The 18,318-nt window shown below is 67.1% G+C and carries 15 protein-coding genes and 6 pseudogenes; 9 read left to right on the top strand and 12 right to left on the bottom strand.

The genetic code is table 11. The features are described 5' to 3' along the window. Positions 1 to 171: pseudogene (locus tag GVY64_RS35365) on the top strand (IS256 family transposase); the annotation flags it as partial. A gap of 82 nt (positions 172 to 253) precedes the next feature. On the opposite strand, the gene GVY64_RS35360 reads toward GVY64_RS35365, so the two are convergent. The 3 genes from GVY64_RS35360 to GVY64_RS35350 form a co-directional block, all read right to left on the bottom strand. After that, positions 254 to 1,258, bottom strand: coding sequence for an Acg family FMN-binding oxidoreductase (locus GVY64_RS35360; protein ID WP_159850833.1), 1,005 nt, complete (start codon positions 1,256 to 1,258; stop codon positions 254 to 256). Further along, entirely contained in the window at positions 1,255 to 1,776 is a 522-nt protein-coding gene (locus GVY64_RS35355; protein WP_201298310.1) for a hypothetical protein, read from the bottom strand. The genes GVY64_RS35360 and GVY64_RS35355 overlap by 4 nt, the downstream gene beginning before the upstream one ends. Before the next feature lie 533 nt (positions 1,777 to 2,309). Further along, on the bottom strand, positions 2,310 to 3,302 hold the full coding sequence (locus GVY64_RS35350) for an Acg family FMN-binding oxidoreductase (protein ID WP_159850831.1): 993 nt from the start codon (positions 3,300 to 3,302) through the stop codon (positions 2,310 to 2,312). A 145-nt stretch (positions 3,303 to 3,447) separates the two neighbouring features. Here GVY64_RS35350 and GVY64_RS39335 point away from each other — a divergent pair, with 145 nt between their 5' ends. The 3 genes and pseudogenes from GVY64_RS39335 to GVY64_RS38415 all read left to right on the top strand — a co-directional run bounded on the left by GVY64_RS39335 (position 3,448) and on the right by GVY64_RS38415 (position 5,665). Beyond that, positions 3,448 to 3,642: a hypothetical protein gene (locus tag GVY64_RS39335; RefSeq protein WP_159850829.1), complete on the top strand. Its 195-nt coding sequence runs from the start codon at positions 3,448 to 3,450 to the stop codon at positions 3,640 to 3,642. A gap of 151 nt (positions 3,643 to 3,793) precedes the next feature. Then, positions 3,794 to 4,132, top strand: a pseudogene (locus GVY64_RS39330) (HAD-IA family hydrolase); the annotation flags it as partial. Positions 4,133 to 4,219: 87 nt separating this feature from the next. Next, positions 4,220 to 5,665, top strand: a pseudogene (locus GVY64_RS38415) (trehalose-phosphatase). Between the two features lie 24 nt (positions 5,666 to 5,689). On the opposite strand, the gene GVY64_RS35335 reads toward GVY64_RS38415, so the two are convergent. From GVY64_RS35335 to GVY64_RS35325, 3 genes are all read right to left on the bottom strand, one after another. Next, on the bottom strand, positions 5,690 to 6,553 hold the full coding sequence (locus GVY64_RS35335) for a universal stress protein (protein WP_159850827.1): 864 nt from the start codon (positions 6,551 to 6,553) through the stop codon (positions 5,690 to 5,692). 15 nt (positions 6,554 to 6,568) lie between these two features. Continuing rightward, a complete protein-coding gene (locus GVY64_RS35330) occupies positions 6,569 to 7,477 on the bottom strand; it encodes a universal stress protein (protein ID WP_159850825.1) in 909 nt (302 codons plus the stop codon). Between the two features lie 349 nt (positions 7,478 to 7,826). After that, positions 7,827 to 8,354 (bottom strand): flavodoxin domain-containing protein, encoded by a 528-nt coding sequence (locus GVY64_RS35325; protein ID WP_043737039.1) that lies wholly within the window; start codon positions 8,352 to 8,354, stop codon positions 7,827 to 7,829. A 180-nt stretch (positions 8,355 to 8,534) separates the two neighbouring features. On the opposite strand from GVY64_RS35325, the gene GVY64_RS35320 reads away from it, so the two are divergent. The 4 genes and pseudogenes from GVY64_RS35320 to GVY64_RS38970 form a co-directional block, all read left to right on the top strand. After that, complete coding sequence (locus GVY64_RS35320) at positions 8,535 to 10,247, top strand: SulP family inorganic anion transporter (RefSeq protein WP_236567509.1); 1,713 nt, start codon at positions 8,535 to 8,537, stop codon at positions 10,245 to 10,247. Positions 10,248 to 10,339: 92 nt separating this feature from the next. Further along, positions 10,340 to 10,930, top strand: a complete 591-nt coding sequence (locus tag GVY64_RS35315) for an Rv1733c family protein (protein WP_236567508.1) — start codon at positions 10,340 to 10,342, stop codon at positions 10,928 to 10,930. Continuing rightward, positions 10,927 to 11,244, top strand: a complete 318-nt coding sequence (locus GVY64_RS35310; RefSeq protein ID WP_159850819.1) for an SHOCT domain-containing protein — start codon at positions 10,927 to 10,929, stop codon at positions 11,242 to 11,244. Before GVY64_RS35315 ends, GVY64_RS35310 begins: the two co-directional genes overlap by 4 nt. Next, a pseudogene (locus GVY64_RS38970) lies at positions 11,214 to 11,444 on the top strand (hypothetical protein); the annotation flags it as partial. The gene GVY64_RS35310 and the pseudogene GVY64_RS38970, both read left to right, overlap by 31 nt. A gap of 222 nt (positions 11,445 to 11,666) precedes the next feature. Here the strand turns inward: GVY64_RS38970 and GVY64_RS35305 are convergent. Both GVY64_RS35305 and GVY64_RS35300 read right to left on the bottom strand, forming a co-directional pair. After that, positions 11,667 to 12,527, bottom strand: a complete 861-nt coding sequence (locus GVY64_RS35305) for a universal stress protein (protein ID WP_236567507.1) — start codon at positions 12,525 to 12,527, stop codon at positions 11,667 to 11,669. 2 nt (positions 12,528 to 12,529) lie between these two features. Next, a pseudogene (locus GVY64_RS35300) lies at positions 12,530 to 13,192 on the bottom strand (DUF4389 domain-containing protein); the annotation flags it as partial. 373 nt (positions 13,193 to 13,565) lie between these two features. On the opposite strand from GVY64_RS35300, the gene GVY64_RS38410 reads away from it, so the two are divergent. Continuing rightward, positions 13,566 to 14,381, top strand: coding sequence for a universal stress protein (locus tag GVY64_RS38410; RefSeq protein WP_159850812.1), 816 nt, complete (start codon positions 13,566 to 13,568; stop codon positions 14,379 to 14,381). Between the two features lie 1,007 nt (positions 14,382 to 15,388). Here GVY64_RS38410 and GVY64_RS38405 read toward each other — a convergent pair. The 4 genes and pseudogenes from GVY64_RS38405 to GVY64_RS35275 all read right to left on the bottom strand — a co-directional run. Next, positions 15,389 to 15,781: pseudogene (locus GVY64_RS38405) on the bottom strand (phosphatase PAP2 family protein); the annotation flags it as partial. A 369-nt stretch (positions 15,782 to 16,150) separates the two neighbouring features. After that, the gene (locus GVY64_RS35285) at positions 16,151 to 16,864 is read right to left on the bottom strand and encodes a phosphatase PAP2 family protein (protein WP_159850808.1); all 714 of its coding nucleotides are present in this window, start codon (positions 16,862 to 16,864) and stop codon (positions 16,151 to 16,153) included. 592 nt (positions 16,865 to 17,456) lie between these two features. Beyond that, complete coding sequence (locus tag GVY64_RS35280; protein WP_159850806.1) at positions 17,457 to 17,996, bottom strand: flavodoxin family protein; 540 nt, start codon at positions 17,994 to 17,996, stop codon at positions 17,457 to 17,459. Positions 17,997 to 18,165: 169 nt separating this feature from the next. Further along, positions 18,166 to 18,318 (bottom strand): hypothetical protein (locus GVY64_RS35275; protein ID WP_159850804.1); only part of this gene is annotated, 153 nt, incomplete at its 5' end.

Raw genomic sequence — 18,318 nt, 5'->3', positions numbered from 1 at the left:
GCCCGAGGTCACTTCCCCAGCGAACAAGCCGCGTTGAAATGCCTGTATCTGGTGACCCGATCCCTCGACCCCACCGGACGCGGCAAGGCACGATGGGCGATGAGGTGGAAACCCGCCCTCAACGCCTTCGCGATCACCTTCGAAGGCCGGATCACCCCGACCGGAAACTAACCAACACCGGGATCGGATCCGCCGCTAATCGGACACTCCCCAGTGGTGCCCGTTCCCTGCACGACGGAGCCCGTCGTGTGGTTCAGCGTGGGCTGGTGACGGTGAAGATGTCCGCGATCGGTCGTCGGGGGGTTGGTGGAATGGTGTCCGCGTCGTCGGGCGCGGTTCCGATCCGAATCAGCACTTGGGGGTCGGCCGGGCGGGGGACCAGACCGGCGAGCAGTTTGCGGGTTGTGGGCAGTTCGGTGATGTGGGTCAGTGCGCAGGTCGCCAGCCCTGCGGCGGTGCACTCGAGGAGTACGGCCGACAATGCCTCACCGGTGTGCAGCCACTGCGTCACCGAGTTCCCCTGAGTGCCGAGTACCACCAGTCGTGCGCGATCCTCCAGTCGTGCGCGGCGCATCGAATGCCGGGCCGGGGGGAATGCGCGTCCGACTCCGACCCTGGCGTTCTCGGCATCGGACACCAGCGCAGAGGCCGGTACGCCCTCGGGATTATCCGAATGACCTGTCCACCACTCCAATTCGGTCTGATATAGCAAGTCGTGGCGGCGCAGAGCCCCGGCCTGCTCGGATGCGGCGGCCAGCCGAGGACGGACGCTGTCGTCCAGGACGCTGAGTTCCACCTCGTGCGGGGAGGTGAGCATCCGCAGGCGGGGGAGGAGGTCGGCGAGGCCGTCGGGTTCGCTCATCGGCAGCCGGTCGGTGCGGCGCCGGTCGATGGCGAGCGCCCGGGTGTGGATGGCCTCGGGCGGGTCGATCCAGGGCCGGAATTCGATTACCGCGAGATGGTCGGGTTGCTGCCGGTCGGGCACACGCACCGTGTCGGTGTGCCAGCCCTGGTCCGCGAAGGAGGTGCGCGCGTGATGCAGCACGGCTCCGCAGCTGATCACCAGTTGGCGGCCGTGCGGGTCGGTGGAGGGCAGCAGCCGGTCGGCGTCGGTGTACAGGTGCAGGCGGGCGCCGTCGAACACCCAGCGCCACGGCTGGGTGTTGTGCACCGAAGGCGCACGGGCGGCGAGCCGCAGCGCAGCCAGAATGGTAGGACGATCGGGAACCGATACGGCCGGGGCGTCGTTGGCGCTCATACTTCGAGTGTTCTCGGTGCGCCCTGCCGCGGATACGGGACTTGCGCCCGCTGCTGGAGGCCCTTGGTCACCTCGAATGACCGGTGTTCGGGTCCGTGCCGCTCCGCTCGCCGCTTTATGCCCAGCAGCATTTTCCGCTCCATCAGTAGGCTGCCCGGCTCCATCACGCGCGCGTACAGCAAGCGAGTGAGCCGCGATGCACCGGTCAGAGCGATGCGGTTGCGGCTGACCAGCCGGGTCGTGCCACCCATCGGGTAGAGACCGAACGCCCATACCCAGCGGCCGTCCTCTGAAGCGAAAACCAGGGCACGTTCGGTATCCAGAACCGCAACGCGCATGCGGGGCCCCGACGCGCCGAGAGCGAAAGAGTCACCTACGGCTAGGTTTTGGAGCTGTGGAAGGATCTGCTGCGCGCTGTGCATATCAAGTCCGAGGATGTTCTCGATCCAGTCGTAGGAGTACGCGCCGCCTCTGCCAGGGCCGATCTGCACCAGCCAAGGCCAGATCGCGTCCGGCACCCGTACAGATCGTGATCGCCCGAGTCGTGACTATGTCTGCATCGACCAGCAAATCGTCACCGGGCATCACACGCGCGATCTCTTCCCCCGCGGCTCCCCAAGTCGAGCACCTGGTGTGCGACCGGCCTGTGCTCGCTCCGCCGAGCGCTGACCTGAGGGCGGCAAGTGCCCTGTTCATGACATGCCATTTCGCTCGTAGACCAGGCGAGTACCCAGAGCGTGACGCCCCACCACAACATTCGAAGCGCGAGGGCCAGGTAGACGATGAGGGCGAAATACACCAGCCCGGAACCGTAGTCGCGCGCCCAACCGGACACCACGCTCAGCCGCACGAGTGCTCCGATCAGCATTACCGAGGCGATCACCCATCGCCGGAACCGCGAGCGGTAGAAGCTCTGCGGACTGTTGCTGACTGGGTCGGCCTCGGAAGGCCGGATAAATCGACAATGTTCACTGCCTGTTCGAGCGGTTGGATCGGGAGTCACGGGATCGCTCCCGCGCGGACGGGTCGAATGATTTGTGCGCGGGGCGGATCACAGCGTCCGGCCGGATTCGGGCATGTCGAGGATCTCGCTGAGCGGGCGGCGTGGCGTCGCCGGACCGTTGCGCTGTGCTTCGGGCGCGATACCGACGCGGATCAAGACTTGCGGCAGACCGGAGTGCCCGATCAGCTCGCGGACCACGGCGCGACTGCGCGGCACTTCGGTCAGATGGGTCAACGGGCAGGTCGCGAATCCGGCGAGTGTGCATTCCAGCAACACCGTGGACAGCACCTCACCACAGCGCAGCAGCTCCGCGGGTGTATCGCGGTCGGTGGAGAGGACCAGGATTTTCGAATGGTCCTCGGTGACCTCGCCGCGCCGACCGCCGGTGGTGGAGGGGAACTTGCGGCTCACGCCTACCCGCTGGCGCTCCTCTTGGGCGACCAGCGCTTCGCTCGGCACACCCGCGTCGGCGATCGCATGTCCGGTCCACCACTGCAATTCGGCGTGGTATCCGGCGTCGTAGCGGCGCAACGCGGCACTCATCTCCGAGGCACGGGCCAAGGTCGGGCGGCTGTCGTCGCCGAGTACGTCGAGTGTGGCATCGGAGGGGTCGAAGGTCGACCGTAAGACCTCTTCGAAGTCGGGCCATCCGGTCGGCTCCTGGAACGGCAGCCGGTCGGTGTGCCGCCGCAGGATGGCGTCGGCACGATCGCGGTCACCGTCGGTAATGATTCGAGCTGGTTCGAAAGTGATGTTGACCAGGTGCTCGCGACGGTTGGGGTCGGGGAAGCGGGCGAGGTGGACGCGCCAGCCCGCGACGGCCATCGCGGTGCGCAGATGGTCCAGAGCGATACCGCAGCTGATCAGCAGTTGCCTGCCGGAGGTGTCCGTCGCGGGGAGCATGCGTTCGGGCACGGCGAACAGCCGCAGGGTGTGGCCGTCGAATGTCCAGTGCCAGGGCTGGCTGTTGTGCAGTGACGGAGCCCGGCCGGCGAGCAGGACGGCCTTCTCGATGGTTTCTCCGGTCGGTAGCTGGTTCATACCGTCACGGTAGGGATCGCGGGCAGATGTCCGAAGGAGTCGTAGGTCCCGAATCGCACCGCAGGTGGTCCTTCTCCTCGGCCGGGCGGTGGCAGAGGGACCGCGATCCCTGGACGGCAGGCATCGGTCCGTTCAGGCTGTATGTGTGGAAAAAGGTGGAACGACGCTACCGCCGATCGACGCGCGCCGGCACGACGCGGTGATCTTCGATATGGACGGTGTAGTGACCGATAGCGCGTCGATGCACGCCGCGGCCTGGACCGAACTGTTCGATGCCTTCTTGAACCACCGTCCGGCCGGCGCCGGACAAGACCGCTCACCGTTCACGCAGGGCGATTAACTGCGTTTCGTCGACGGCAAACCCGCTATCAGGGTGTCGCGGACTTTCTCGCCGCACGCGGGATCGACTTGCCGTGGGGAAACTCTTCCGACCCGGACACAGCCGAAACGGTCTGCGGGTTGGGCAACATAAAGATGTTCTGTTCCTCGAGATGGTGGCGCACGCGGGTGTGCGAGTGTTCGATTCGACCGTCACACTGATCCGGCGGCTCAGCGCGGTGGGCATCCGCACGGCAGTGTTCTCCGCCAGCCGTCACTGCGCGGACGTGCTCGCGGCCGCGGGCGTCACCGACTTGTTCACCGTGCGGGTGGACGGCCTCGATGCCGAGAAGCTTGGCCTGCCGGGGAAGCCGGATCCATCGATGCTGCTCGAGGCGACTCGGCGGCTGGGCGCCGAACCGGATCGGACGGTGGTCGTCGAGGATGCCGAGGCGGGGGTGGCGGCCGGGCGCAGCGGCGGTTTCGCCCTGGTCATCGGCGTCGACCGGCACGCGAGCGCCGGCCGGTTACTCGCGCACGGCGCCGACTTCGTGATCTCCGACCTGGTGGAGGTGGAACTGCGCGGCGGCTTCCGGCGGATGTCGGAGCTTCCCGATGCCATGGACCGCTGGTCGCGCATCGTGGATCTGCTCGGGGCCGAAAAGCCCGCCGTCCTGCTGGATTTCGATGGCACAGTGGCCGATATCGTCGCCGATCCCGCCACCGCCCAACCGATCGACGGTGTGGCGGAAGTGCTGACGGAACTCTCCGGCCGGTGCCCGGTCGCGGTCATCAGCGGCCGCGACCTGACCGATCTTCGGGAACGCCTCGGGGTCGACGGTATCTGGTACGCGGGCAGTCACGGCTTCGAACTGATGGACCGCATCTGAATCCACTGTCGGGACGGTCGAATCCGGATCCCAGCCGCCGCGCGCACCACATCGGGATCGCGATCGCCTACAACGTCTGGCAGTACTACCAGGCCACCGGCGACCTCGAGTTCCTCGTCGAATCCGGCGCGGAACTGCTGGTGGAGATCGCTCGCTTCTGGGCGAGCCTGGCGACCTACGACACCGAGCGCGAGCGCTACTCGATTCGTGGCGTGATCGGCCCCGACGAGTTCCATTCCGGCTATCCGGGCGCGCCCGAGGCGGGCATCGACAACAACGCCTACACCAATGTCATGGCGGCTTGATCCTGCGGGCGATTGACGCGCTCGCTCTGCTCGCTCCGCGAGAACGGTCGGAATTGCTGGAGACGCTGTCGGTGCGATCGTCGGAAAAGCAGCACTGGCAGGACGTAGCTCGGCGGATGTACGTCCCGTTCCACGACGGAGTGATCAGCCAGTTCGAGGGATACGAGCGACTGGCCGAATTGGATTGGGACGAATACCGTCGCCGTTACGGCAATATCCAGCGGTTGGACCGGATACTCGAGGCCGAGGGCGACGACGTCAACCGCTATCGGCTGCGAAACAAGCCGACGTGCTGATGCTGTTCTATCTGCTGTCGGCCGACGAACTGCGGGAACTGATGGATCACCTCGGATACGAGCTTCCCGGGGAGATGATTCCGCGCACCATCGACTACTACGTGGCGCGGACATCGCACGGTTCCACGCTCAGTGCGCTGGTGCACTCGTGGGTGCTGGCACGGGCGAATCGTGATCGCGCCGTCGAGTTCTTCGATCTGGTGCTCGGCTCCGACGTTGCCGACATCCAGGGCGGCACCACCGCGGAGGGTATCCACCTCGCCGCGATGGCAGGCAGCGTCGACCTCCTGCAACGCTGCTTCACCGGGATGGAACTGCGCCACGGCCGCTTGGTCTTCTGCCCGTACTGGCCCGCCTCGCTCGGCGCCTTGTCCTTCCCGATGATCTATCGCGGCCACCGGCTGACCGTGCGCGTCAGCGGACAGGGCGTCGAGATCAGCTCGGATTACGGCGCGTCGCCACCGATCGAGATCACCTGCCGGGACCAGACCGCCCGTCTGACGCCCGGCAGCACGGTTCGGCTGGTGAACTCGATTCCCGACGCTGCGGGATGACCCGGCTCACGTGGAGCGAGGCGGTCAGCTCTCCGGCCTGGCGATGATCACGGGCACTGTGGCCCCGTGCAGCACCGCCTGACTCACCGATCCGAGAGTCATTCCGGCGAAACCGCCGCGTCCGTGGCTGCCCACCACTATCACCTGCGCGTTCGCGCCCACCTCGAGCAGTCGTCGGGCGGGGCGGTCTTCGGCCACTACCCGCCGCACCGGCACCTCCGGATATCGCTCGCTGTATCCGGACAGGCTCTCGGCGAGCAATTCCTCCCCTTCCTGCTGCATGACGGCACGCGAGTCGTAGCGGAAGAACTCCGACCAGGCGTGGACCGCGACCAGCCCTGCGCCGCGGTGCGCGGCTTCGTCGAAGGCGATCTCGACCGCGCGCACACTGCACGGCGAGCCGTCCACGCCCACCACCACCGGGCCGTCCGTATGCTCGACATCGACTGGAACCACGGCGACCGGGCATGCGGCGTGCCGGGCCAGCGCGGTGCTCACCGAACCCAGGATGCTGCGGCTGAAGGCGCCCAGGCCATGGGTGCCGACCACAAGCAGCCGCGCGGCTTTGGAGCGGTCGCGTAAGACCGGAATCGGAGGCGCTTCGGCCAGTTCGGTGGTGATGACGATTTCGCCGATCGGCGCGGCCGCTGCCGTGGCGGCTTCTCGCGCGGCCTCCAGTGCCGCGGTTGCCTGCCTGCGATAACTGTCGTAGTCGATCTGCTCCAGTGCGACGCCCGGGCCGAAGTCGGCCGGCGCGGGAATCGAGTCGACGATGTGCAGCGGTGCGCGGCGGCGGGCCGCGGCGGCCGCCGCGAAGCGCACTGCGGCGAGCGCGGACTCCGACCCGTCGACGCCGACGAGGACGGGGGGATTTATCTGGACAGACATGAATTTTGGCTTTCTCTAGGATTGGTGGGCGACCATGACCGGGCAGTGGGCATGTTGGACAAGGGCATTGCTGACCGAGCCCAGCAGCAGGCCGCGGAATCCGCCGCGCCCCCGGCTGCCGACAACGAGCAATTGCGCGGACTTCGACCAGGCGGTGAGCAGGTTGAGTGGCCGGGCGACGAAGACCTCCCGAGTGACTTCGACCGCGGGATATTTCTCCTGCCAACCTGCGAGTTGCTCCGCGAGCAGAAGTCGTGCGGCGGTCTCGAGTTCGCGGGCCGGAAGGAGTTCGCCGGCACCGGCATGGAAGGCGAAGCCTGCGGCGGCATGTACCGCGACGAGAGAAGTCCCGCGGAGGTCGGCCTCAGCGAATGCCGCACCGATCGCGGCTTCGGCGGCGGGGCTGCCGTCCACACCGACGACGACGGGTCCGTCGGTGCGGGTGCGTTGCTCACTGCCGGTGTCGCGCACGACCACGATCTCGCCGTGGCCGTGTGCGGTCACCGCGAGCAGTGTCGAACCGATGTGGGCGAGCTCGCCGCCTTCCCCGGCGCCGAGTGCCACCAGATGCGCGGATGCGGAGCGCTCGATGAGCAGCGTGGCCGGGTGAGCGGGTGACAGCTCGGTGTCCACTCGCAGCTCGGGATCGACCTGGTGGGCAGAGCGGGCGGCGCAGGCCAAGCGGTCGGCGCCCTTCTCTCGAAGTCGCTGGGCGACCGCGGGGACCACGAGGTCATACATGCCGAAGATAGCCTGGCTGGCCGCCAGGTCGAGCCCGTGGACGATCAGCAGTCTCCGTCCGCGCTGGGCGGCTGTCTCGGCGGCCCAGCACACGGCCAGATCGGAGGCTTCCGAACCGTCGATGCCGACGACAACCGCGGCCGATGCCAAGTGATGCGGATTGTCAGGGGAAGAGGCGGACATGGTTGTGGACCCTTCGGACAGCGATGTTTTGTACTCGAAGAGTAAAAATCGGCGCGGCCGCACACGCCTGGCGTTGGTCCCGAATACCGGGGTCCTTCGGCCACCGCCTCGGGACACCGGTCCCCGCCGTCGACGGCGCAGCCGGATTCGGTGAGACCTTGCTTTCAGCGGTTCGGGCTCCGGGGCTTTCGACCGTGGGGCGGCGAAATACGAGTGTCGACGGACAGGGACCGGTACTTCACTCTCCGAGAACCCGCTTCGGGGTGGCGGCATCGCTATTACGCGACTGCCGATCTCCGGCCGGTGGTGACGCGGCCGCTGCCGTGCGGGACTCGTCTGCGCCCGCGCGTCACGTGTGGTGCTTCATCCGGTCGAGTTCGGTGTGCGCGATCCGCCTTGCCCACACGCGCGCGCAGTCCAGCTCGCCGGGAGCGAGAGGTCCGGTCGTGCCTTCGACGAGAAAATCCACGGGCTGATCGGCGAGAGAATAGCCCAAGCGTCGCAGCCGTTTCCCGATCCCGTGTGCGGCCGAGCCGGACAACCAGGGAGGTTTGGCGACCTTGGTGCCGAACGCCAACGCGCGGTGGCGCGGCGATACCGGCGGTGCGGCCGCGAGCCATTCTCGTACGCCGATGTCGGTCGCGATCGGAGCGTCGGTGAGCTTCGCGGCGTCGCGGCGTGTCTGTGGGCGGCTGAGCCCGAAGGCGTGGGTGGGGCCACCGACCACGAGCAGGTTCAGCGTCGGCCCGCACACTTCCGCGGCTGCCAGCACGTTCACGACTTCTACCTCGGCGTACTCACGCAGTCCCTGTGCGATGGCCTCGGCGACCGCCGCTGTGTTGCCGAACATCGATTCGTAGATTATTCGCGCGCGCATGACGATGTTCTCCTCTGCGCTTGCCCGGCTGAGGACTCCGACATTATTTCGGCAGAGAGCAGCAGAAACAGAGTCGAACCGACCATTGGCATGGGGACCTTCGCCCTGTCATGGTGGTGCCTCCCGGGTGGAGAGCGTTTCGGCCGACGTCTTCCGAGGTCGGTAGGCGATGCTGGAACGGTGCTGGCACGTTTGCTCCCCGGACTGGGGCAGTTCAAGGGTTATCACCGGACGTGGCTGCGGCCGGATGTGGTCGCGGGTGTGACCGTGGCCGCCTATCTGGTCCCGCAGGTCATGGCGTATGCGACGATCGCGGGGCTGTCGCCGGTGGCCGGGCTGTGGTCGGCGATCGGACCATTGGCGGTCTACACCCTGCTGGGGACGTCACGACAGCTGTCGGTCGGGCCGGAATCGACCACCGCGCTGCTCACCGCCGTCGCGCTGGCCCCGCTCGCGATGGGCGACCTCGATCGGTACGCCTCGCTGGCGGCTGTGCTCGCGCTGCTGGTCGGTGGACTGTGCCTGGCTGGAGCGGCCGTTCGGCTGGGGGTGCTGGCGGACCTGTTGTCGAAACCGGTCCTGGTCGGGTATCTGGCCGGGACCGCCGGCATCATGATCGTCGGTCAGCTCGGGGCGGTGACCGGAGTGCCGGTCGAAGGCGAAACCCCGCGCGCGGAGTTGAATTCGTTCTTCGACAATCTGGATCACTGGCATTGGGCGACTTTCTGGCTCGCGGCGACTGTGTTGACCGGGCTTCTCCTGCTGGCATGGCGCGCTCCTCGCTCACCGGGCCCGTTGATCGCGGTGTTGCTGGCAACCGCCGTGGTCACGGTGTTGTCGCTGGATCGTTTCGGTATCCGGCTGGTCGGCGCGATCCCCACCGGGATCCCCGCGCCCGGTCTGAGCTCGGTCACGCTGACCGACGTGACCGCTCTGATCCTCCCGGCGATCGGCATCGCGGTGGTCGGATTCTCCGACTGTGTCCTGACTGCGCGAGCTTTCGCGGCTCGCCACGGCGACGAAGTGAAGGCGAACACCGAACTCGCCGCTCTCGGCACGACCAACCTCACGGCCGGGCTGCTGCACGGATTCCCGGTGAGCTGTTCGGGCAGCAGGACGACGATCGCCGACGCCATGGGTGCTCGCACCCAGCTGTACTCACTCGTCACACTGGGCGGTGTGCTGGCAGTGCTTCTCGTGGCACGTGGCATCCTCGAAGCTTTCCCGACCGCGGCGCTGGGGGCGTTGGTCATCTACGCGGCGCTGCGGCTGATCAATCTGGCGGAGTTCCGCCGTATCGCACGGTTCCGGCGCAGCGAGTTGTTGCTGGCGCTTGCCACACTTGTCGCGGTGCTGGGCCTCGGGGTGCTCTACGGTGTGCTCGTCGCGATCGCGCTGTCGATCTTCGATCTACTGCGCAGGATCGCCCGCGCCCACGATGCGATCCTGGGTTTTGTCGACGGTGTGGCGGGAATGCACGACGTCGATGACTATCCCGCCGCGAAACCCGTCGCAGGACTGGTCGTCTATCGATACGACGCGCCATTGTGTTTCGCCAACGCGGAGGATTTCCGCCGCAGAGCGCTGGCCGCCGTGGGCTCGAGCGCCGAACGCGGGAAGGCGCCGGTGCACTGGTTCGTGCTCAACGCCGAGGCCAATGTGGAGGTCGACTTGACCGCATTGGACGCCGTGGAACAACTCAGAGCCGAACTGTCGGACCAGGGGATCGTCTTCGCGATGGCCCGGGTCAAACACGACCTGCGCGACGCCCTGGACGCCTCCGGGCTGACATCGAGAATCGGCGAGCGGTACCTGTTCCCGACACTGCCGACCGCGGTGGCGGCCTACCGTGCGGCCCGCAGTGCGGAGTCCGACGTCCCGCACGATGAATGACCTTCTTCTCTGCCGATGAACCGCCAGGCGCGCGATTCTCGAAGTCGAGGGTGGCACGCGTCAGAAGAGGTGAAAAGGTGATGTCCGAGAGCATGACCGTTCCGCTGAACGGGTGGTGGACCACTCTTACCCGCTTGTGGTCGCTGCAGCCATGTAGCCCGAACAGGCTCATGCGCCCATCCGACCGCATCGAATCGGCAGTGCGCGTCATCGCCACGATCGCGGCGCTGGTCGCAGTTCCCATCGCAGGCGCCCTCGCCACCGAAGCGTATGCCGACACCTCCGCCGAAATCCGCAGTGAGAAGGCGACGAAGACCCTGATCCACCCTGTCATCGTAGATGAGCCCGTCAAAGTCGCGGCCCATCGCTACGAAGCCCGCGTGCGATGGGACGAGACCGGCCGTGTCGGAAACGCCATCGTGCCGGTGCGAGAGCGGGCGCGGACCGGTGATCGCATAGAGCTGTGGCTCGACGCCGACGGCGCGCCCACCACGCGGCCACGCCACCCGGACACCGCGGTCGTGGCCGGAATCGGCGTGGGCGTATCCGTCCTGGTGGGCGTTTGGCTGTGCGGGTGGTGTCTGGTGCGCGCGGCCACCCTGCTGCTGGACCGGCAGCGTGGCGCGTTGTGGGACCGCCAGTGGCGACAGTTATGTCGTGCGACCAAAGAGGACACGCAATGATGCACTGGTACGGGAACGGGCCACAGTGGTGGATGTTCGTTCTCACGATCTTGTTGGCCGCACCACTGTGGACAGCGGTGGCGATCGCGCTCGTGGCCGTGCGCAGACCCGTGCGCCCCGAAGCCATCCAGCCCGGTAGCCCCACGCGCCTGGCGCCGGAAGCGCTGCTCGCCGAACGGCTCGCCTGCGGCGATCTGGACGAGCCCGAATACCTGCGCCGTCTCGCGGTACTGCATCCCGTTCCCGCGACCCCGGCGGCGGACATCCGCTCACACACCCGGCAATGCACACCCCCAGAGAGGAATTCGGCATGAACACCGAAAAATTCTCTCACTCAGAACAATCGAACCTGCCGATCCTGGCGGCGGTGGACGGATCGGCCAGTTCGTATCAAGCGGTGGCCTGGGCGGCCGCCGAAGCGGCTTTGCACCGCCGGGGGCTGCACATCATCACCTCCATGGCCATACCCACCGGCTTCGGGCCGGGCATCTCGCTGGGGGAGGCAGACCTGGAGTGGATGCGCAGGGACGGCGAGCGCATCCTCTCCGAGGCCACGCGAGTGGCGCGGACGGCAGCGCCCGGTGAGGAACTCGCGATCTCCACCGAAGTGAGCTTCGAACAGGACCGACGGCATCGGTCCGGAAAACGCCGATCCCCGCCAGCGCTCGAGCGCCGTACCGCTCGAGCGGGGACCGCTGCTGGCTGTGATCCGCCACGGTCGGCGCCGGGCGGAATATCACTGCCGACGGGTCGCGATGAGGACCGGGATGCGGCTTTCCTGGAGCACCGCCTGGCTGACCGAGCCGAGGGTCGCGCCCGCGACGCCACCGCGGCCCCGGCTGCCGAGAACGATCAACTGGGCGTTGCCGGACTCCTGTAAGAGCCGCTGGGCGGGGGACCCCTCGGCGAGTACGCGGTGGACTTCCACCTCGGGATACTTGCGCGTGAAGCCCGCCAGTGACTCCTCGAGCGGGGAGCTGGTTCGCTCCTGCGCACCGGAAGGCGCGTCACGGCGAGACCAGATCGTCACCGCTATGAGCCCGACTTGCCGTATCGAGGCCTCATCGAAAGCCATCCCGAGAGCGAGGTCGCTACAGCGCGAGCCGTCCACGCCCACCAGAACCGGGCGCTGCGACAGACGCGGAACCGATTCCTCGAGACCGGGCACGACCGCCACCGGACATCTGGCATGTCTGATCAAGCCGATCCCGACCGATCCGAGCAACACCCGCTCGAAGGCGCCCAGGCCCCGGGCTCCGACCACCAGAAGTCGGGCGTCCGCTGATCGGCCGACCAGAGCGGGTACCGGAGATGACGACTCGACGAAGGTCTCGACCACGATCGCGCCGACGCGCCCGGCGATCTCCTGCACGAGGCTTCGTCCCGCGTCGAGTGCGGAATCGCCCACCTCGCGCAATCCGCTCGTGTCGAACAGCAGCCGGCCCAGCACGGGCACAGCATCCGCCGGGACGCCGATCGCGTGGACCAGATGTAGGGGCGCGTGGCGCCGGGCGGCCTCTCCGGCTGCCCAACGAACCGCGGCGAACGAGGCCGCCGAGCCGTCGACGCCCACGACGATGGGACGAACGGTACGCATAGTCATATGAGGCGGGTGCGGGGATCGACCGGTTCGCGTGGGCCCTGATCGAGACGGAACGGCGGGTACTCGTCTCGCATCAGCGCGGCATAGGCCAGCACCCGATACAACCAGCGGTTGATGCCGAGGACGAAGTCGAACAACGCGCGTGGGTATCGCCCGGTGAACAGCAGGGTGGCTGCGGCGACGAGTACGAGCACGCCGATCAGCGGGATCACGGTAGGGCTGTTGCCGTCGTCGTCCGCGAGCACCACCGAACCACTCCACATCGCGGTGACGACGAGGTAATGCGGGATTGCGAGCAACCACCACTTCACCAGCACGAGGCCACGTGACAACCGTTCCGGATAGTCGACCTGGATTTCGGCGGGGTAGCCGGTGGGACGCAGAGTGAACGGTGGATACCGGTCGGTGCCGAGCGCGGCATAAGTGTAGAACTGCACCCGCCACGACCACCGCATCACACCGACGTTGAAATCGAAGATGCTCCGCGGATATCGGCCGGTGAACAGGATCGCCACTCCAGCCGCCACGGTGAGCACGACGAATGCGATCCACAGGAAGAACAGGACGATGTAATGAGGGATCGCCAGCAGCCACTTCAGCAGCCACAGCCAGCGCGACGGCTCGTCCAAGTCACCCCGAAGGTATACCGGATAAGCGGACACGGTCTCGGAGTCCCGTCCGTCCGCGCTCGTGCTTTCGAGATTCATGGCGATGGTCCTTGTCACGTCAGGGTGGGAGCGTCGAACCGCCCGGCGATCGGCCCTGCTTGTCCCACCAGTGGAGGGCTGATGCATCCCGGAGGGAGCACCAACGACCATGACCGACAGTCTCGCGGGAGATGCGCTGCCCGGCGAGAGTCCTTCGGCCCGGGCATCGAGGGACCTGTTGCGCCGCCTTCCGCTGTTCGCCCGATGGCCTTTCGTCTCCCTTCTCGAGGCCGATCAGCCGCATCCGCGGCCGCGGTGGGGCTCATACCGTTGAGGTTGGTGTCCAACCCGGGCACTACGCGATCACACGGGCTCGGAGGTCTCCATGTCAGCGCAGCGATTCGATGATTCACAACGTCTCGCCTCGGCGAAAGTCATTGTCGGGGTTGATGGTTCGGATGGGTCGTGGACCGCTGTGCGGTGGGCGGCGCGGTTCGCGGCCGACCGTGGACGCGACCTCGAGATCGTGCACGGCATGGGTCTGGTCGGTACCGGCTGGGTACTCGGTGATTACGAGGTCGTCGTTCCCTCGGTCATCGACGCGGTGCGTGAACAGGGCAAGGACGTGGTCGCGCGCGCCGAACACCTGGCCGGCTCGATCGCGCCCGGGCTGGGTATCTCGACCAGGCTGAGCACCGACTCCGGTAGGGAACTGTTGATCGGGCACAGCGGCGAGGCGTATGCGGTGGTGATCGGTGCGACCGGCAACGCCGGAACGCTCGCTCATCTGGGTTCCACGCTGCTGGCCGTGACCGCTCACGCGCAGGGCACGGTGGTGGTCGTGCGCACCGACTCGGAAGCCGACGCCGCGACGCGCGTCTCGGGTCCGGTGGTCGTGGGAGTGGACGGCAGCCCGGTCGGTGAGGCCGCGATCGCGGCGGCGTTCGGCGAAGCGGCCGAGCGCGGCGCGGAGCTGGTCGCTGTGCATGCGTGGAGTGACAAGGACTTCGGCCGGTTCGCCGGTCGCGCCAGTCTGGGCGAGCTGGAGGTGGGCGATCTCGAGCGGGCGGTTCTCGCCGAGCGTCTCGCGGGCTGGCAAGAGAAGTTCCCGGAGGTTCGGGTCACCCGCAAGGTCGAGCTGTCCGCGCCGGGGCCGCATCTGCTGGATTGGTCGATGAGCGTCAGAGCCGCGGCAGCGTAGGTTGCCGTCGACATCGCCCGCGCGCCCGTGAGCCATTGCCACTGTGCGTCATCCAGGGTGGCGACCAGTTGGCCGAGCTGACCGATCTGGGGCAACAGCACGTAGGTGGCGAAGACAGTGGCAACGATCCAGCCGAGAGTGCGCCAGCGGAACCGTGCCAGCTCCTCCGGTCGGGCGGGTTCGGCGTCGATGGCGTCACCGACCGCGGCGCGCAGCTCGTCGATCAGGCCGCGCCGGTGCCGGGCGGCGGAGCGGGTGGCCGAGGCCAGCGCGAGCGGTTGCAGAAGCGGCGCGGCGCCTTTGAGTGCGGCCGCCCCGAGAATCTCCTGTGCGGTCGCCACCGCACGCTGGGTGCCGACCTTCAGGCTCATCGACACCAGCATCTCGGCGACGTCGGCGTCGAGCCGGTGGTCGGAGGCGGCGGATTCGCCGAAGCCGAAGTCGACGATCCATGGGGTCGCGTGCTCGTCGAGCAGGATGTTGGCCAGGCGCAGATCGCGGTGCGCGATGCGGGCGGATCGCAGTCGCGCGATCTGGGACCAGACTTCGCACAACACCTCGTCGGAGACGGGATCCGGACAGCGCGCGAGATCCCGCCCGGGAATACATTTCTCGGCGAGCCATGCGTCACCGTTGCCGACCACACCAACCGAGACGATTGCCGGGGTGCGGACGCCGGCTCGCTGCGCGAGCAGGGCGATGAATGCCTCGTGCTCGGCTTCCTGTTTCGGGGTCGCGAATGGAGATTCGTCTTCTACTTCGCGATAGATGATGTGGCGGAACAGTTTGAACAACAGGTCCGAGTTACGTTCGTGATACCCGATCACTTTCACGAACAACTCGGTGCACCGGCCGGAGATCTCCGCGGTGACCAAAAACGGGCGCGACCCGCGTGCGTCCAGCACGACCGGCGCCACCCGGATCGGGTTCCATCCGGCCGCGGCGAGCGCGTCGCGGAGCGCGGGAGCCTCCGCGCGATGCACCGGTGCGCCCCAGATCAGGTGCAGTGCGGCGGCAATCGTCCACCCCAGCGCCGCGCCGCCGACGACATCGAGCACCAGATGCGCCCCCACGAAGACGCGGGAAGCGGCGACCACCCCAGCGGTCGCCCATGCGATCCGCCGCCACGGACGCGGCAACCACGGGGCGGCGGCCGCCGCCATCGCCGCCGCCACCGCGGCATGTCCGGAGACGAAGCCGAGCCCTCCCTGCTGAGTCCGCAGCGTCAACTCGTGCAGCAGCATGTCCGGGCGTGCCCGTCCCACCAGCGTTTTCACCTCGATGGCCAACAGATATGCCAGCACACCCGCGGCCGCGACGTCGCGAGCCAGCCGGAACCGCCGGGTGACCAACGCGAGACCAGCGACAACGCCGACGGCGCCGATCGCGCCCAGCTGCATCACCACCAGCACGACCGGTGCGACCCAGGACGGCAGGTCATTGATCACCCGGAACAGATCCACCTCGAGCCGCGGGACCTCCGTGCGGGAAGCCAGCAGCGTCGAAACACCAAGAGTCAGAAGGCCCAGCAACAGCCGGACCACATCACCAGCGTGCCGCGTCAGCACTTGCGGATTTGTCTCTGTCCGGTCACCGACCGCGCCGGTGACCGGCGTGGAGTCCCGGACTGTCTCGATGGTCATCGCCCTCATCCTTCGTGCTGATCGTCTCCGTGCGGAGAGTCCGTGCGAAGAACGGTGCCAGTCGACGCCGCTCGCGACGACGGGAAGTCGGCTCCGGAACCGAGGGACCAAGTGCCCGAGACGATCTCATCGCACAGTAGGCCGCCCATGACGCTGCACACGCACAATCAGATTGAGGAGTGCCCCGACGGCGATACCGGCAGCGGCGCCACCCACCACGTCGAGCGGGGTGTGGGCACCGAGATAAACCCGTGCCGTGGCGGCCAGGCTCGCGATAGCCAGTGCCGCAGCCAACTGGCCCCGGCTTGCGTACGGGCTCAGCAGAGTCACCATCCCGAACAGCACCAGTGCGTGGCCGGAGGGAAACGCCAGGCCCGCGGTCGGTACATCGCGCAGCACGGCGTCCGGCACGACGGCGCCAGGCCTGCCGTGCGCTACAAGCGATTTCAAGATGTCGCGCTCGACCACCAGTTTCGCCGGGATCAACAGCAGCAGCGCCACCGCCAGCCGAAACCTGTGCGCAGTCAGTGCGATCGCCGAGACAACGGCAGGCGCGCCGATGACACCGGCCAGTTGCATCAGCCACAGTGGCCGAGCCAGTCCATCAGGCAGGGTGTTGATTACGCGGAACAGCGCGCGATCGAGATGATCGACGACGCCCGAGTCACATGACCACGCGAGCGACGCGGTCGCCGCCACGCCGGCGATCGCGAGCCCGAAGTCTGCGCGGCGAAGCACCGGGTTCTTCACGGGGAGCGCCGCACTGGGTTCCGTCTTGCCGAACGTGATCGGCAGACGTCCAGAAGGGCGGTACCAGCCGATACGGAAAGAAGATCTCATGAGCCACTCCGGCTGTCGTATCGCTGATGGATGTCTCGGAGTGTCAACCTTCCTCGAGTACCGACCAGAGTGGTAGGGACGTTGGTTCCTGATGCCGAGGACCTCGCTCACCTCGATCATCGGCTAATAGGAATCGCACTTGCCGACGTGCTGGATGAGGGAACCGCCGTCGCCTGCCGGGGGTGTCGATTGGGCTGGCTCGTGAATTCCGATCGGCCGCAATTGATTTGCGGCATGGGTTCCGTCATCCGAAATCCTCGATGCCGCGCGACCTCATCGCGAGTGGCGCTCCTGCTCGAACCCCGGTGCGCCTGCGACAGGCTCCTGCCGAACAGACGACTCAGCGGCGAGGGCTCGAAGGACGCGCTACTACGATGTCCTCGCTTTGCATCACAGCTTCCCACCACGTCTGCAGCGGACTGGGGTGGGGCCAGATGACCGGGGCGTGGATGTCATCATCCCGGCGAGTCGGTGATTTCTCGGTCACCCTGTCCTCCTGAGGTGTAGGAATCGAGGTTTGCTGTAATTCGTAGGCCGAGAGTTCGAGTACGGTCCGGACACGAGCCGTGGTTCGACATCAACATCCGGCGGTCTACTGCCCGGTCTCAGCGGGGTGCGCGACACGAGCGAGTTCGGAGGACACGAGCCGCTCCGCCCATGCCCGGGCCCGCTGGAGTTCGCCATCGACGAGTGGTCCGGTGACGTCGATAACGAGGAAATCCATCGGATCGTCGGCGAGACGATAACCCAACCGGCGCAATCGTTCAGCGACGCCACGAGCGGCTGATCCCGGCAACCAGGACGGCGTGGCGGCTTTGGTGCCGAACGCCGCGGCTCTGCTGCCCGTCGGGACAGTGAAGGCCGCGTCGAGCCATTCCCTGACACCGATGTCCACGGTCACCGGTGCTGTTGTTCGACCAGCAGCGTCACACCGAGTGCGTCGTCTGCTGAGGCCGAAGGCGTGGGTGGGCGCGCCGACCACCAACAGATCCACTGGCGCCGCTGCCGCATCGGCGGCGGTGGCGACGTCCAGGATCTCCACCGTGGCGTATCTGCCCATGCCTTCGGCTATGGCCTGGGCGATGGCGGCAGTGTTGCCGAACATCGATTCGTACACGACTCTGGCCAGCATCTCGATCTCCTCTGCGGGTCTACCTGCGAAGTAGCGGAAACATCGACGCTACGGACAAGGCTTCGGCCACAGCAGTGCCGAAACGACCCGGGCCGCAGGACTTTCGACCGTGGAGTCGCTCCGAGGTGATTCAAGGTGAGGCTGTGCGTGCGGCCAGCCGCAGCCGGGTTCAGGCGGAGAGAGTGAGGGATTCGTCGTCGGGGCTGACACTCACTTTGACGTTGTCGCCGTCGGTGATCTCGCCCGCGAGCAGTTCCTTGGCGAGGGAATCGCCGATGGCCTGCTGGATCAGCCTGCGCAACGGGCGCGCGCCGTAGGCGGG

The sequence above is a fragment of the Nocardia sp. CY41 genome (genome assembly GCF_009829325.1).
Lineage (GTDB): Bacteria > Actinomycetota > Actinomycetes > Mycobacteriales > Mycobacteriaceae > Nocardia.
The sequence above is the reverse complement of the archived record's forward strand: the minus strand, read 5'-3'. Positions and strand labels throughout refer to the sequence as shown.

Excerpts from the sequence above, each read along its gene's own strand:
- GVY64_RS35305 (WP_236567507.1), bottom strand. The coding sequence starts at position 12,527 with ATGCGTACCGTTCGTCCCATCGTCGTGGGCGTCGACGGCTCGGCGGCC.
- GVY64_RS35325 (WP_043737039.1), bottom strand. The coding sequence starts at position 8,354 with ATGCGCGCGCGAATAATCTACGAATCGATGTTCGGCAACACAGCGGCG.
- GVY64_RS35350 (WP_159850831.1), bottom strand. The coding sequence starts at position 3,302 with ATGAACCAGCTACCGACCGGAGAAACCATCGAGAAGGCCGTCCTGCTC.
- GVY64_RS35330 (WP_159850825.1), bottom strand. The coding sequence starts at position 7,477 with ATGTCCGCCTCTTCCCCTGACAATCCGCATCACTTGGCATCGGCCGCG.
- GVY64_RS35280 (WP_159850806.1), bottom strand. The coding sequence starts at position 17,996 with ATGCTGGCCAGAGTCGTGTACGAATCGATGTTCGGCAACACTGCCGCC.
- GVY64_RS35360 (WP_159850833.1), bottom strand. The coding sequence starts at position 1,258 with ATGAGCGCCAACGACGCCCCGGCCGTATCGGTTCCCGATCGTCCTACC.
- GVY64_RS35310 (WP_159850819.1), top strand. The coding sequence starts at position 10,927 with ATGATGCACTGGTACGGGAACGGGCCACAGTGGTGGATGTTCGTTCTC.
- GVY64_RS35335 (WP_159850827.1), bottom strand. The coding sequence starts at position 6,553 with ATGTCTGTCCAGATAAATCCCCCCGTCCTCGTCGGCGTCGACGGGTCG.
- GVY64_RS35285 (WP_159850808.1), bottom strand. The coding sequence starts at position 16,864 with ATGAGATCTTCTTTCCGTATCGGCTGGTACCGCCCTTCTGGACGTCTG.
- GVY64_RS38410 (WP_159850812.1), top strand. The coding sequence starts at position 13,566 with ATGTCAGCGCAGCGATTCGATGATTCACAACGTCTCGCCTCGGCGAAA.
- GVY64_RS35315 (WP_236567508.1), top strand. The coding sequence starts at position 10,340 with ATGACCGTTCCGCTGAACGGGTGGTGGACCACTCTTACCCGCTTGTGG.